This is a genomic window from Aquirufa sp. A-Brett2-15D, from assembly GCF_054558735.1.
In genome coordinates this window covers 971,026-987,093 of record NZ_JBSKFT010000001.1, presented here as the reverse complement: position 1 = coordinate 987,093, position 16,068 = coordinate 971,026, and the positions used below count along the sequence as shown (strand labels likewise).

Below are 16,068 nucleotides of genomic sequence, written 5' to 3'. Positions count from 1 at the left end.
GTTTTCTACTCAACTGTCACACTTTTAGCGAGGTTACGGGGCTTATCCACATCTAAACCTCTCATCACTCCGATGTAGTAAGAAAGAATCTGCGTAGGGATCACGGAAATAAGTGGAGCTAACAATTCATCCACTTCCGGAACTACCATAACGTGATCAGCCATCTCGCGGATCTGCGTATCGCCTTCGGAGATGACCGCGATCACCATGCCTTTACGGGCTTTGATCTCTTGGATGTTAGAGACTATTTTCTCGTAATAAGCATCCTTAGTGGCGATGAATAAAACGGGTAGGTTTTCATCCACTAACGCGATAGGACCGTGCTTCATTTCTGCCGCTGGGTAACCTTCCGCATGTATGTAGGAAATCTCTTTTAATTTCAAGGCGCCTTCCAGGGCCACTGGGAAGTTGTATCCACGTCCTAAGAACAAGAAGTCACGTGCGTCTGCATAATGCTTTGCTACCTCTTTGATGGATTCGTGTGTTTCTAAAACGGCTTTGACCTTTTCTGGGATTAAAGCTAGTTCGGCTAAATAGCGGTTGTATTCTGATTCGGTCACGGTCTTTTTCTCGCGGCCGATTTTGATGGCCATCATGGCTAAAACCGTTAATTGTGCGGTGAAGGCTTTCGTACTTGCAACACCGATTTCGGGTCCAGCATGCGTATAAGCACCGGAGTGAGATAAACGAGCGATGGACGAACCTACTGCGTTCACTACCCCAAAAATAAAGGCACCCGCTTCTTTCGCCTTTTCGATCGCGACGAGGGTGTCGGCTGTTTCGCCACTTTGGGAAATAGCAATCAACACATCGCCTTCGCCCACGACTGGATTTCTATAACGGAATTCAGACGCGTATTCCACCTCCACCGGAATGCGGCAAAGCGTTTCGATCATGTATTCCGCGACTAAACCCGCGTGCCAGCTCGTTCCGCAAGCCACGATAATAATACGTTTTGCTTGAGAGAAAACGGACATGTGTTCTTCCACGCCCGCTAGCGTTAAAGTCAGATTTTCCATGTCCAAACGGCCACGCAAACAATCCGTTAAACTGCCGGGTTGGTCAAAAATTTCTTTCAACATGAAATGGTCGAAGCCGCCCTTTTCGATTTGGGCTAATTCCATGTCTAATTGTTGTATATAGGGTGTAATGTTTTCGTTACCTAAATTCTTCAAGATGATCTCATCCGGAGAAATGATGGCTAACTCGTAGTCGTTCACGTAGATCACTTTCTTCGTGTATTCGATAATGGGGGACGCATCTGACGCTAAGAAATGCTCGCCATCGCCTACTCCGATCACTAAAGGAGAACCTTTACGCGCAGCAATCAAACGGTCCGGGAAACCTTCTTCCATCACGATGATGACGTAAGCACCCACGACGCGTTTTAACGCGATGCGCATCGCCTCTTCCAGGGAAGAATTATTGTTGATTTGGATGTCCTCGATGAAATTAACAAGTACTTCGGTGTCGGTTTGGCTTTGGAACGTATAGCCTTTCTGAATTAATTCCTGCTTTAAGGAACCATAGTTTTCGATGATTCCATTATGGACCAAAGTCAAACGGCCACTATTCGAGCTATGTGGATGCGCATTCGCATCTGATGGCTCACCGTGGGTTGCCCAACGGGTATGACCGATGCCGACCGTCGCGGTAGAAATGATTTCCTCATCCCAAGCCTCCAGCTCGACCACGCGGCCTTTTTTCTTAAATGTGTTCACCATATCACCGAATAAGGCAATACCCGAACTATCATATCCGCGGTATTCCAATCGCTTTAGGCCCTTTAAAATAATGGGATAAGCTGCCTGATTTCCGATGTACGCTACGATTCCACACATAAAAGAGGTAATTTATATTTGTATTATTTGAATAATTAGTCGCTTGGGCCATTGAGGCTCATTTTCCTAGCAAATATCTCCAATTTGATGAATAATACCAAATTTATCGGAAATATTTTACTTATAGGTACATCAATAATATAGGATTCTTCCGTGAATGCTCCGTCATTTCGCTATTTTTACCTATTTTCGTATAAGCTATTATACAGCCCTTCAATCATTCACTATTAATTTATTTTATGAAAAAAGTCCTTTTTCTAGGCCTCTTATTTGGTGCCTCATTCTCCCTTATCTCTCAAGATCTACGCGTGGAACCACTGAACTGGTGGGTGGGAATGAAGAACCCGAATTTACAATTATTGATCAAAGGCAAAGACCTTCAAGGTGGGCTGGTAACATCCACGAAGAAAGGTTTGACAGTGAAAAAAGTGACGAATGGCGATAGCCCTAATTATTTATTTCTAGACTTAATCGTGGAGGCTGGCGCGCAAGCAGGAACGTATCCTTTGGTGATTAAAAAGAATGACACCGTGATTCATACGGTGAATTATTCTTTAGAGGCGCGCGCTAAAAACTCAGCCAATCGCTCATCTTATACAACGAAAGATGTGATTTATTTAATCACGCCCGATCGTTTTGCCAATGGAAATCCAGCTAACGATAAATTCGCCGGCATGCGTGATATGTCCTTGAATCGCGGAGCGCTGTATGATCGCCATGGCGGAGATTTACGTGGAATCATTGATCATTTGGACTATATAAAAAATATGGGTTTCACTGCTATCTGGAATATGCCGGTGGTGGAGAATGACCAAACGCTAGAAAGCTACCATGGATACGGAATTACGGATCATTATAAGATTGACCGACGTTTTGGGACCAATGAAGATTACCGCGAATTAGGGATTAAGATGGAGTCTAATGGCATGTATTTGATCAAAGACATTATCCTAAATCATGGCGGAAATGGCCACTGGTGGATGGAAGATATGCCGTTCAAGGATTGGATTAATTTTGGTGGAAAATTTGTTTCTACGACGCATCGCCGCGAGACGGTTCAAGATCCACATGTATCGAAATACGATGCGAAATTGCAAACGGAAGGCTGGTTCGTTCCAGCGATGCCGGATTTGAATCAGAAGAATCCGTTTATGCAGCAATACATTATCCAAAACACCATCTGGTGGATCGAATATGCTCATCTAGGAGGTTTACGCATCGATACTTATCCGTATTCGACGAAGGAATTCGCGACTATGTGGTCGGATGCAGTTCTACAGGAATACCCAAATCTAAACTTAGTAGGGGAGGAATGGTCGTCTAATCCGATCATCACCTCGTATTGGCAGCGCGGCAAGGTAAATCGCGATGGCTATAAATCCTCTTTACCCGCCTTGATGGATTTCCCTTTACAAAACGCCATCTCGGAGGCGATGAACGAAAACGATAAGGATTGGGGCAAAGGTTTGAACAAAATCTACAGCGTTATTTCGAACGATTTAGTGTACGCGAATCCGGATAATTTAGTGGTATTTATGGATAACCATGATATGTCGCGCGTCTACACTCAGATGAAGCATGATCAAGCCTTATTGAAAATGGCGATGACCTACATTTTAACGACGCGCGGAATTCCACAGATATTCTATGGCACGGAAGTTTTAATGGCTAATCCGAAGTCTTCCGAGCATGGCGAGATTCGCGGTGACTTCCCAGGTGGCTGGGCAGGCGATGCAAAGAACGCGTTTACAGGTGCGAATATGACGGCGGATGAGAAGGCGACACAAGATTTCTTTAAGAAGATGTTGAACTGGAGAAAGGGTTCTGAAGCGATTCATCAGGGCAAATTGCTACATTTTGGTCCAGAGAATGCTGGCGAAGGTAATGGCATTTACGTCTATTTCCGTTATACGGATAAGGCCAAAGTCATGGTCGTTCTCAACAAAAATGCAGACGCTCGTAACATCGACTTAAGCCATTATGAGGAGATTTTACCAGCTGGCGCGAAGGCGCACAACGTGATGGAATCAACGGATGTGGTTTTCGGTAAAACGCTCAGCGTTCCAGCTAAATCGGCACAAATTTTCGAAATCCGATGAGGTATATATTCTTCTTATTACTTTCCTTCTCTGCTTTTTCTCAAGTTACAACGGAGGAGATTTTTCCCACGGGAGATAAAGAGATTACCTTGATTTTTGATTTGAAACTCGCGAAGGATTCGCGGGCATCCGGTCTTTTAGGCAAAACATCAGATGTGTTTTTATGGTCAGGTGCCGGCGATGCAGATCCAGGAGATGCCTTTAAATACCAGCCCGCTGGCCAAACCAATTTCAGCGTTCCTTTCGAAAAAGGAAAGATGACTTCTTTAGGCAACGACAAGAGGTCAATCAAATTAACCCCCCGAACGTACTTTAATGTTCCGGCTGCAAATCCCATCGTAAAGCTGGGATTGCTTTTAAAAAGTGGGGACGGGAAAGCGCAGACGGAGGATTTTATTATAAAACTCTATGCCAGTTCCTATGCGCTGAGATGGCTATCTCCTGCAGAGCCCTTTACCTTAGCAGAGGCGGGAACATCTATTAATGTGCGCGCTAAATTTTCCGCGACTTCGTCGATCAGCTTAAAATCAGCCGGAACGGTGCTTGCTTCTGCGGCGTCTTCCGATTCGATCAATTATACCTATGCATTAGGTGCTGAAAAAGGCAAACTACACACGCTGGTTTTAGAGGGAACAGCTGGATCGTCTAGTTTAAAAGATTCGGTGCGTATTTTAACTAAGCCTACCGTGGTGACGGAAGCACTTCCTTCTGGAATTAAGGATGGGGTGAATTACGTAGCCGATCGCGTGGTCCTTTGTTTCTATGCTCCGTCTACTTCATTCGTTTATGCGATCGGGGAGTTTTCTGCTTGGGCGGCATTGCCAGCTTATTTAATGAAAAGAACAGCGGATGGCTTGCGCTATTGGGTGGATTTAGGCGTGCAGGCTCCAGGTAAAGAAGTGGCTTACCAGTTTTGGGTAGACGGAAAATTAGCGGTGGCGGATCCATTAGCGGAGAAGATTTTAGACCCTTCGAATGATAAGTATATTACAAGCACCACTTATCCAGGATTGAAATCGTTTCCAACTGACGCAAAAGGAATCGTGTCCGTTTTTGAATCGGGGGCGACGCCGTATGTATGGAAAACACCCACTTTTACGCGTCCGGCTTCATCGAATTTACACGTCTATGAATTATTAATTCGTGATTTTGTCGCTGATCGCCGCTATAAAACGGTAGCGGATTCGCTTGGTTATTTGAAGAAATTAGGGATTAATGCCTTGGAATTAATGCCGGTGGCGGAGTTTTCTGGGAATGATTCTTGGGGCTATAATCCTATCTTTTATACCGCGCCGGACAAGGCGTATGGGACGAAGAATGACTTGAAATATTTGATCGACAAATGCCACGAGAACGGGATTGCGGTCATAATGGATATCGTGTTGAACCAGGCGGATTACGAGAATCCCTACGTGAAGATGTATTGGGATGGCGCTAAACCTACAGCGACGAGTCCGTTTTTTAATCCAACTGCGACGCACCCGTACAGTGTCTTTTTTGATTTTAATCACGAGAGTGTGCACACGCAATGGCTGGTGGATGCGGTGACGAAGTTTTGGTTAGAGGAATATAAAATTGATGGGTATCGTTTTGATTTGTCCAAAGGTTTTACCCAAACCCCCTCCGGTTCCAATGTCAGTCAGTGGGGGCAATACGACGCGTCTCGCGTGAAGATTTGGAAAAGAATCTATGATAAAATTCGCTCGTATGATGCGTCCGCCTATGTCATTTTAGAACATTTTGCGGCGAATAATGAGGAGAATGAATTAGGGAATTATGGGATGCTTTTGTGGGGAAATAGCAAATTTGATATGACCAAAATCGCGCAGGGTTATACCCAAGATTTCAGTCAGGCTTCCTATAAGATGCGTGGGTTTACAAATCCAAGTGTCGTGAATTACATCGAATCTCACGATGAAGAACGCCTGATGGTGGAGGTCGCAAATGGAGGCAAAAAGACGTTTACCGCACAGGAAAAGCTAGAAAGAATGAAGCTGGCTGCGGCCACTTTTTTCACGATTCCAGGGCCTAAGATGATCTGGCAATTTGGGGAATTAGGCTACGACGTGACGATAAATGAAAATGGTCGTACGGGTGCTAAACCACTAAAATGGACTTATGCGCAAGATTCAGAGCGCGCGAAACTCTTGAAAGTGTATCAGCAACTAGGGGCTTTAAAGTCTTCTAAACCCATCTTTACTTCGACGGATTTTTCGGTGGGAGCGATTGGAGCGGTGAAACGAAATTTACTCACGAAGGGATCTGATCATTTATTGGTGCTCGCAAATCCAGAAATTAGCTCTCAAGTGGTATCGGCTAGCTTCCCTAAAACCGGTCTTTGGTATGATTATTTCAGCGGTAAATCGTTCGAGGTGAATAATGCGGAGGCGAAGGTGAATTTACTCCCAGGGGAATTTCACTTACTCACAAACGTGGCTTGGAATACAACTAATTTAGCGTTAGTTCCTTGGTCGGTTCCTGATTTTAACATCTTGGGAGTGGAGTCGGAATCTGTTTCGTTGCAAGTGTACCCAAATCCTGCCCAAGAATATGTGAAGGTGGAATGGGAAGCGTCCTCATTAGGAGAAGCTACCTTGAAAATCGTCGATGCCATGGGGCGTGAAGCGCTGCAGAAAACGCTAGCTCAAACTAAGGGTGCAAATTCTACGACTATATCTACTCAAAACTTAACTAAAGGACTCTATTTTATTCAGATAAACAACCAACGCTCTAAACTTTTGCTTCAATAAAGATGAAAAAAATCGCCTTTCTTTTCTTACTCACTTTTCCGGTTTTAGCTCAAACGAAGACAGACCTTTCCGGTGCCGCTTCGCTTTTTGATTTGACGTTCACCACGCAGGAATTAGATACCCTGTACTCAGATGTGGTGGATAATCTAGCGAATTACAAGGCGATGCATGCTTTATCATTAAACAACAATGTGCCTTTGAGTCTTTGGCAAAATCCTAAACTCCCGGGCATGAAATTTGATCAAATCCAGCGCGCGGTGGTTTGGCCTGCCGTTCGCGCTACGCTACCGAAAAACCGGAATGAATTAGCCTTTTACTCCATCGATCAGCTCGCTCATCTAATCAAGACGAAGCAAATCACATCGGTTGAATTAACGCAGTTTTTCATCGAACGAATTAAAAAGCACGGCGAAACTTTGCAATGCGTTATCAGTATTCAAGAGGACTTGGCATTAGCTCAAGCGCGGCAGGCAGACAAGGAAATGGCGGCCGGTAAATACCGCGGTTTATTGCACGGAATTCCCTACGGTTTGAAGGATTTATTTGCAGTAAAAGGCACGAAAACAACCTGGGGCGCGGCTCCATACAAGGATCAGGTGATCGATGAAGATGCCTACGTCTATTCAAAATTAAAAGAATCAGGCGCTGTTTTAATCGCCAAATTCACCTTAGGCGCCTTAGCCATGGGCGATTATTGGTACGGAGGACGAACTAAAAATCCTTGGAATTTAACCTTCGGATCTTCGGGTTCTTCAGCGGGTTCAGCCTCTGCAACTGTAGCTGGATTAGTTCCCTTCGCGATTGGAACGGAGACTTGGGGTAGTATCGTTTCACCAGCTACCACCTGTGGTGCGACGGGTTTGCGACCTACTTTCGGGAGTATTTCTCGCTCAGGAGCGATGGCTTTGAGTTATTCATTGGATAAAGTAGGACCCATCTGTCGCTCGGCGAATGATGCAGCGATTGTTTTTCATTACCTACACGGGACAGACGGAAAGGATTTGGCAGCCGTAAACATGCCCTTTAATTATGTTTCAAACCGCCCGATGAAAGGAATGAAGATCGGGTATGCGAAGAATTATTTTGACAAAATTAAAGATACCTCCCGCAGCGAATGGAAGGTCTTAGCTGAATTAAAAAAGCAAGGAGTGGAACTAATTCCAATCGATTTTCCAGATGAAAACGTCTACAAAGTCAACATCATGGACGTGGTGATCGGTGCAGAATGCGCGGCGCAATTCGATGAGATGACGCGTAAAAACAGCGACGATCAGCTCACCCGTCAAACCAAATACGACTGGCCTAATCAATTCAGAACCGCTCGTTTCGTTCCGGCGGTGGAATATATTAATGCCCAGCGTCACCGCTACCTTTTGATGCAAAAAGTAAACGAAGTCGTGTCTCAATTTGATGCCATTATCTGCCCATCCCGCGGCGGAGGAAATCAATCTGCAATCACGAATTTAACGGGGCATCCGGTCGTTTGCGTTCCTACGGGGTTCGATGCAAAAAACAGTTTACCTACCGGAATTTCCTTTGTAGGGAAATTATATGATGAAGGCACTTTATTGCGTATCGCGCAATTTTACCAAGATCATACGAAGCACGAGGAAGTCCATCCAGAGAAATTTCTGAATTGATTGATTTATAGTAGTTTATAATTTTATTTATTTCTAATTTAGAAACATAAACCTATAAAACGATTGAATCATGAGCATCTCCAGACGCGGCTTTTTAGAAAAAAGCGCCTTAGCATCTAGTTTTTTTATTGTTCCTCGCCACGTATTGGGCGGAAAAGGATTTTTAGCCCCTAGCGACAAATTAGTAGTGGCGGGTATAGGAGTAGGAGGAAAGGGTAAGTCAGATTTGAAAAAATTCTATGAAAGTGGGAAGGCAGAAATTGCTTTTCTATGCGACGTAGATGATCGTCAGGCAAAGGATTCCGTAGCCGCTTATCCAAAAGCGAAATACTACAAAGATTGGCGTAAGATGATGGATGTCGAATCGAAAAATTTCGATGCGGTGTCTGTTTCTACACCCGATCATAACCACGCTGTTCAGGCGATGGCAGCCATGCAATTAGGCAAGCACGTATATGTTCAAAAACCGATGACTCACGATATTTATGAGGCGCGCATGTTAACGGCGGCGGCTGATAAATACAAAGTGGTGACTCAGATGGGAAACCAGGGTTCTTCCGGTGATGGAGTGAGACAGCTGGTAGAATGGTACGATGCGGGAATTATAGGGGATGTTCATACGGTCCAAATTTGGACGAACAGACCCATCTGGCCACAAGGGATTCCTTGGTCTTCAGCGAAACCTCCGGTTCCAGCTGGTTTAGACTGGGATTTATGGTTAGGAACCGCTCCTGCTAAGGATTATGTAGACAATTTGATTCCAGGCTCGTGGAGAGGCTGGTGGGATTATGGCACGGGCGCTTTAGGTGATTTAGGTTGCCATTTAATGGAAGCTCCCTTCCGCGTTTTGGGATTAAAATATGCCTCAGATGTACAAGCGAGTGTGGGAAGTGTATTTACCGCATTTGGCCAAAGAGGCGTATTCCCAGACAGTTGCCCTCCATCAAGTCACGCGACTTTAACATTCCCTAAAACAGCTAAAACAAAAGGTGCTGTCACCATGCATTGGATGGACGGCGGTATCAAACCAGAACGCCCAGAAGAATTAGGACCAGACGAAATGTTTGGCGATGGAAACTCAGGTATCTTGTTCATCGGAACGAAAGGTAAAATGATGGCCAGCGAATACGCAGCTAATCCGCGTTTATTACCTCTTTCTAGAAATCAAGAAGTGAAGGTGAAGCAAAAATTAGAGCGCGTACCAGGCAGTGCAGACGGACACTATGCGCAGTGGGTGGAAGGTGCGATTGCTGGTTACGGAAACAAACAAATGAGCTCTTCATTTGAAATGGCTGGGCCATTAACGGAAGCCATTTTAATGGCAAATTTAGCCATTCGCGTTGCCGATATGCCTTTCCCTCGCACTACTGGAAAAGGAAATCACTATCCAGGTTCGAACACAAAATTATTGTGGGATAATGAAAATATGCGCGTAACAAACTTCGATGCGGCTAACCAATTCGTAAAGCGTTCATACCGCGAAGGCTGGAGTTTAGGCGTTTAGAAAGAATATAAGTGAGGTCTCATAGAATTTGATTAATTTCATCTTCTATGAGACTTCTTTTTTTATTGCTGATCAGTGGCAGTCTATTTGCCCAAAGAAAGGTGTCCGATTTAATCGGCTCCTCTGAATCCATCCAAGGGCGCGCTGCCTATTTATCCACACCATACGTTACTGCCGGGGATAAACTGTATATGGTAGGTGATCAAGACGGCACATTTCCTCCTTTAGGCTGGCATGTGAAGGATGAGATGGGTGGGATTTGGGCGCATCCCATTAAATTACTCGATGGTTTTGAGGCCTCTTACACGGATGGTGGCAAGGTTGTTCAGCTGGATAAAGCATCTTCCTTTATCAATTATCCCTTTGCAAATCAACACGTATATGCAGGATCTGAAATCCAAGTGCAGCGATTTCAATTCGTTCCCGATGGCAAGAAGGCAGTCTATGTGGAATATGTTTTTACGAATAAAACCTCAGTCAAAAAATCCATAACGTTTTCTTTAGTGACGCGTTCGAATTTGCGGCCGGTTTGGATAGGAGAAAGGACCGGTATGGTGGATTCAAAGGATTTACAGCAATTTAAGGAGGGTAAAACGGTGCTAAAAGATTCAGCAAACACCTGGTTTGCGGTGGTAGGGAGTATTTTTTCTGCCAAAACCTTCACCTTACCTCGCCTCCCCGAAAAGCCAAATGTAGCCGTTTCTCAATCCACTTATTCGCTAGAAATTCCAGCTAACGGAAGTATTTCGTTTCCTTTTGTCATAGCAGGTTCAATTGTTTCTGAGGCAGAAGCCTTAGCCACTTTTACTACCGTGTTAGAAAATGGTTCCACTTTAGCCCTTACTAAAAAGCGTCGTTTTCAAAAATTAGCCGCCCAATCTGACATTCAAATTTCGGATGCCAATTTAACGCAAGCCATGCGCTGGTTAAAATATAATGCAGATTGGCTTATTAACGATGTGGATGGAATCGGTCGCGGAATCACGGCAGGGATGCCGGATTATCCCTGGTTTTTTGGCGGAGATATGACCTATTCCTTACAAGGTTTGATCTCATCAGGACGCAAAGATGTGGCTTATAGTACGATTGATTTAATCGCTCAAATTTCGGAAAAGACAAATGGAAATGGCCGAATCGTTCACGAAGTCAGTACGAACGGAGCGGTATATAATCCAGGGAATATTGGGGAAACGCCTCAGTTTGCCTCTTTGATTTATAAAGTATATTGTTGGACTGGGGACCGCGCTTTTTTAGCCCAGTATTTTCCTCTGGTAGAAAAAGGATTAGATTGGTTAATGCTGCAGGACAAGGATCATAATCTGATTCCGGACGGGAACGGTATGATGGAAATTCATGGTTTGGATTCCGAGATGATCGACGTCGCCGCCTATACCGGTAAAGCTTTTTTAGATGCGTCTAAGATGGCGGAGCAAATAGGACGTGCAGATTTAGCGCGCCAGTACGCGGCGAATTACGAGGCCATTCGGTTAAAAATTAACAGCGATTTTTGGGTTCCATCCTCGAATTCGTATGCGGATTTTTTAGGGACAAAATCCCAAGCCCTTGTGTTAACTAAAGATGCCATTGAACGCGCACAAGGTTTGAAAAATGACTGGGCGGTAGTCGAATTGCAGGCATTGCAAAAACAAATTAGTGCGAATCCGGATACCACAAAACGCGGTTTTGTGCTACACCATAATTGGGTGGTGAATACACCAATGGAGACCGGTTTAGCGGAGGCTGATAAGGCCGAAAAGGCCCTGAAAACTGCGGAAAAATTTCGAAATAAATTTGGGATGTATGTGACAGGAATCGATCGTTCCGCTAATTCAGATAAAGCAGAATCCTATGCGGCCAAAGTTGGAAAATCCGAATTCACCTACACCGGAACTGTGATGACATTACCCACCGGCGTTCAAGCAATTTCCTCTAGCAATTACGGCCTACCTAATGAAGCTTATGATTTAGTCCAACGTATGTTGCGCACTTTCTCCTTTGCTTTACCCGGATCCATTTATGAAGTTTCACCCGATTATGGGATGATGACGCAGGCCTGGAATAGCTATGCATTCGAAGTGCCGGTGATTCAACAATTCTTTGGGATTCAACCTTTGGCCTATAAAAATGAAATTCATCTACAGCCATCCTGGCCAGATGCCTTAAACTCTGGATCCATTGAAAACGTCGAAATTGGGGATAACTCCTTGTCGATTTCTTATGAGCGTGCTTCGAAAAAAAGCACCTATATTTTGCAGCAGAAAAAGCCCTGGACGATGTATTTTAGTCCCCAAACCGCAACCATCAAACGCTGGGTTTTAGATGGTGAAATCGTAAAACCATTGATTCGAAACGGACGCCCAACCTTAAAACTAAAAGGCTGGCGCCATCATCTGGTTTTAATTGACTAGATGGACAATTTTTGACCGTTAAATCATTCATGTCAAAAGTTTTTGCTTTTTGCTCTTATTGCAAGTAAATTCACTCACTTAATCGATTGATTAAGGCTATTTTACCTATTTAAATGAGTGGATTTAAAACGGTTGTTCTGTTGTTTATATCATTTTGTGCTTTTCCACAAAAAATTTACACTCCTGCATTTCGATATAAAAGCTTTGCCCCTTTAGTTGATTCTACAGCATCTATGAGCAGTGAGGTTATAGAGATTAAGCGAAAGCTGGCAGAGGAAAAAGATCCCTGGAAGAAAAGGCAATTGACGATTGCTGCGAATAATTACCAGTGGTTAGAGGGCTTAAAAAAGAAGTACAAGATTATCTTAGTTAATATTCCATCTGCTACCTTACAAGTTTTCGATCATGGCAAAAAGCAAATAGGAATGAAAGTAGTGGTTGGGAAAAAAAGAACTCCTACATCTACCCTTCTTAGTACATTGAACCAAATGACAATTAATCCTTTTTGGTATGTGACTAGAAATATTGCCACTAAAGAAATGTTGCCTAAAATTCAAAAAAATGCCACTTATTTAAGTCGTAATCACATTAGAGTTTTAGATTCTACGCATCGTGTTGTAGATCCGTCTTTGGTCAATTGGACTTCTTTAGGTAAGGGTAATTTTCCTTATACCTTACGCCAAAATAGTGGTAACGTAAATTCCTTAGGATCGATAAAGTTTCAGTTTAATAATCCGTATTTTTTGTATCTACATGATACAGATTCGAAGCACCTATTCGCTAAAGAATTTCGTTTTTTTAGCCATGGTTGTATTCGTGTAGAAAAACCACTAGATCTTGCTTCTCTTGTGCTGAACATGAATCAAGAATTAATTAAATCAGATATTGCTAAAAAGCGGACAAAAAACATACCGCTGATTTCTAAAGATCCCTACCTAATTGTAATCTGGTATACGGTTGTTGATTTTGACTCCACAGGAGAATTAAAATATTTTCCAGATGTGTATCAAAAGTATTAACTTTCGAGTAGTATAATTTCCTGTTTAAAGGGGTACAACTATGTTGGTCTATTATTGTAAAATAGTAATTGTCCGCCGCGAATGAATACTAAACCTATGAAAAAACTACTTCTACTTATTTGCTTGTTAGCCTTTGTCAGCGCGCAAATTTTTGCTCAAAAAAAACCAAACATCATCATCATCTTAATGGATGATTTAGGTTACGGAGATTTAAGTAGCTATGGAGCAAGTCAATACCAAACACCTAATTTGGACCAAATGGCAAATAATGGAATTAGACTTACTAATTTCCTTTCCGCACAGGCCGTTTGTAGTGCGTCACGGGCTGGCCTTCTGACAGGATGCTATCCTAATCGAATAGGTATTTCAGGAGCCCTTTTCCCCAATTCCCCCATTGGAATTAGTAAAGAGGAAGAGACTATTGCGGAGATTTTAAAAGCCAATGGGTATGCGACTGGTATTTTTGGCAAATGGCATTTAGGGGATTCTGAAAGATTTTTGCCTACTCAACATGGATTTGATGAGTATGTAGGCATACCTTATTCGAATGATATGTGGCCTGTTCATTTTGATGGAACTAGGAATGTCACTAATCAAAGAAAAGATTTTCCCGAACTCCCACTTATTCGTGGTTCTAAACCCGAAAGATTTATCAAAACCTTAGATGATCAAGCACAATTGATCAATATTCTGACCCAAGAATCCATAAAATTCATTGAAAAAAACAAGGAAAAACCCTTCTTCGTTTACATGCCTCATCCCATGCCGCATGTGCCCATTAATGCCTCAGCTGCATTTAAAGGAAAGAGTAAGCAAGGGCTTTATGGTGATGTAATGATGGAAATGGATTGGTCTGTGGGCGAAATTTTGAATACACTCAAACGATTGAAAATTGACAATAATACACTGGTAATTTTCACCTCAGATAATGGACCATGGCAAAATTTTGGCAACCATGCAGGTTCTACAGGAGGTTTAAGAGAAGCAAAAGGTAGTTCATTCGAAGGAGGCCAAAGAGTTCCCTTTATCGCCCAATGGAAAGGTCACATTCAAGGCGGGAAAGTCAACAATGGCCTAGCCTCTAACATCGATCTTTTGCCCACCATTTGTGCTATCACTAATTCCAAATTACCCATTAAAAAAATTGATGGTGTCAATGTAATCCCTCTTTTACATGGCGATGATAAAGCTGAACCTCGAAAAGAATTTTTATACTATTACCGAAAAAACAATTTGGAAGCTGTCAGAAAGGGCCAGTGGAAATTAGTTCTAGCGCATCCAGGAAGAACTCATGAAGGGTTTATGCCAGGCCAAGATGGATTTCCAGGAAAACTCATGGAGGACTTTCCATTCCCCGAGGCATTATATGATTTGCGAAGAGATCCAGGCGAGCGATATGATGTTCAATCCTTATACCCCAAAGTCGTAGCTGAATTAAAGCTATTAGCAGAAAAAGCACGGGAAGAATTAGGCGATGATTTGACCCAAAGAAAAGGAAAAGAAAATAGGGCAGTCGGTCAATAGATCAAGTTTAGCATCAAAAAAGGCTTTCTGAAAGAAAGCCTTTTTTGATTAACGGTGTGGCCCCGGATGGAATCGAGTCGGACGCGACCCCGGCTTCATCTTAGGTACCGGAAACCTATATTATACAAAATGTGTTTTAAACTGATTTAAAGGCCAATTACGGGTCTTTTTATGAAGCAAAATGGTAGTTTTTGGGTGGTTTGCTTCACAAATACTGCACAAATTTCTAAGGCTTAAACTTCTTAATAAATTTATTTAATTGGTTGGAGTTTTTGCATTGGTTTAATAACCGCTAAATAAATTTTTCTTGACTAAATTGTATATAAAATTTAAGTTTAAATCTTTGGCAGTTAAATCTTTAAAAACACTTTAATAGTTTACAATGAAAAACCTATTTTCTATTTTCTCGGCTCTATGTATAATAGTCATTAGTTCACTTGATGCAAAAGCTCAAACAAGCGATTTTCTCAACACTTATTTCGAGAATCAAACACCTTTGAATAACAACACTTTTAGCTTTTCATTATCTAAGGTTGTTTTGGGCCAAAAAGTATTTAGTAAGGAATCTTCTCCCGTTTCTAGAGGAGAGGTTTTCAATTTGACAGAGTTTTTAGATGTCTCAAGTTTATCCTATTATGGAATTTCTCCCAACATTAAATTTAATGCCTCAATTAAATTTGAACAAATTCTAAAAAAGAAAAATTTAGATTGGTTTATAGCCAAAATGCCTAAGTTAGAAATACTGAAAAATAAATTAGTGACTTTAACTTATTCCGATGGCGAAAGTGAATCCTTTCTGTATAATGTTACAAAGTTGGGCTCTTCAGAAGCCAAGAATAATTTTAGAAGTGCGCTTAAAATTGAATTAGCAACAGAGGAAGTTGATAATAATCGAGAAAGCACAAAAAAAGGGGACATTATTTGGCGAGTTGTTGTTATAGAAAATGAGGCTTATTTAGCGTTAAGTGGTATTCAATTAAATAGACTTCATCTGGATTTATTTGATGCCGGTGGTATTGCTGAGAATTCATATTACACGCCAGGTTCAATGAAAGGCATTCAAGCTGAACAAATATATGAGAAAAAAATCTCAACAATTTCTTTAAATGACATGAAGTATGCTACGAACTATATATCAACTGGCGTTGGTACATACTTAGCAAGAAATCAAGATAAATTTATGGATGGAAATTATTTTTTAAATCCATCTGAAATGGTATTCTTATTTAAGCTAAACCAATAAAATATTTCAGTAGTCTAATAAAAAAGGACATCTCGTTATG

Annotated in this window: 9 protein-coding genes; 8 read left to right on the top strand and 1 reads right to left on the bottom strand. The window is 42.3% G+C overall.

Features of this window, described 5'->3' with window-relative positions; all coding sequences use genetic code 11:
- Nucleotides 1-5 precede the first annotated feature (5 nt).
- Complete coding sequence (glmS, locus tag ACST14_RS04395) at nt 6-1,841, bottom strand: glutamine--fructose-6-phosphate transaminase (isomerizing) (protein WP_459460948.1); 1,836 nt, start codon at nt 1,839-1,841, stop codon at nt 6-8.
- A gap of 239 nt (nt 1,842-2,080) precedes the next feature.
- Between glmS and ACST14_RS04390 the strand changes: the two genes are divergently transcribed.
- The 8 genes from ACST14_RS04390 to ACST14_RS04355 all read left to right on the top strand — a co-directional run bounded on the left by ACST14_RS04390 (nt 2,081) and on the right by ACST14_RS04355 (nt 16,028).
- Complete coding sequence (locus ACST14_RS04390) at nt 2,081-3,940, top strand: glycoside hydrolase family 13 protein (protein WP_459460946.1); 1,860 nt, start codon at nt 2,081-2,083, stop codon at nt 3,938-3,940.
- Entirely contained in the window at nt 3,937-6,690 is a 2,754-nt protein-coding gene (locus tag ACST14_RS04385; protein WP_459460944.1) for an alpha-amylase family glycosyl hydrolase, read from the top strand. The genes ACST14_RS04390 and ACST14_RS04385 overlap by 4 nt, the downstream gene beginning before the upstream one ends.
- A gap of 2 nt (nt 6,691-6,692) precedes the next feature.
- On the top strand, nt 6,693-8,330 hold the full coding sequence (locus ACST14_RS04380) for an amidase (protein ID WP_459460942.1): 1,638 nt from the start codon (nt 6,693-6,695) through the stop codon (nt 8,328-8,330).
- Between the two features lie 70 nt (nt 8,331-8,400).
- Complete coding sequence (locus tag ACST14_RS04375; protein ID WP_459460940.1) at nt 8,401-9,834, top strand: Gfo/Idh/MocA family protein; 1,434 nt, start codon at nt 8,401-8,403, stop codon at nt 9,832-9,834.
- Between the two features lie 47 nt (nt 9,835-9,881).
- Entirely contained in the window at nt 9,882-12,242 is a 2,361-nt protein-coding gene (locus ACST14_RS04370) for a glucosidase family protein (RefSeq protein WP_459460938.1), read from the top strand.
- A gap of 233 nt (nt 12,243-12,475) precedes the next feature.
- A complete protein-coding gene (locus ACST14_RS04365) occupies nt 12,476-13,261 on the top strand; it encodes a L,D-transpeptidase family protein (RefSeq protein ID WP_459460936.1) in 786 nt (261 codons plus the stop codon).
- 96 nt (nt 13,262-13,357) lie between these two features.
- On the top strand, nt 13,358-14,785 hold the full coding sequence (locus tag ACST14_RS04360) for a sulfatase family protein (protein ID WP_459460934.1): 1,428 nt from the start codon (nt 13,358-13,360) through the stop codon (nt 14,783-14,785).
- 382 nt (nt 14,786-15,167) lie between these two features.
- Nucleotides 15,168-16,028, top strand: coding sequence for a hypothetical protein (locus ACST14_RS04355; protein WP_459460932.1), 861 nt, complete (start codon nt 15,168-15,170; stop codon nt 16,026-16,028).
- Nucleotides 16,029-16,068: the final 40 nt, after the last annotated feature.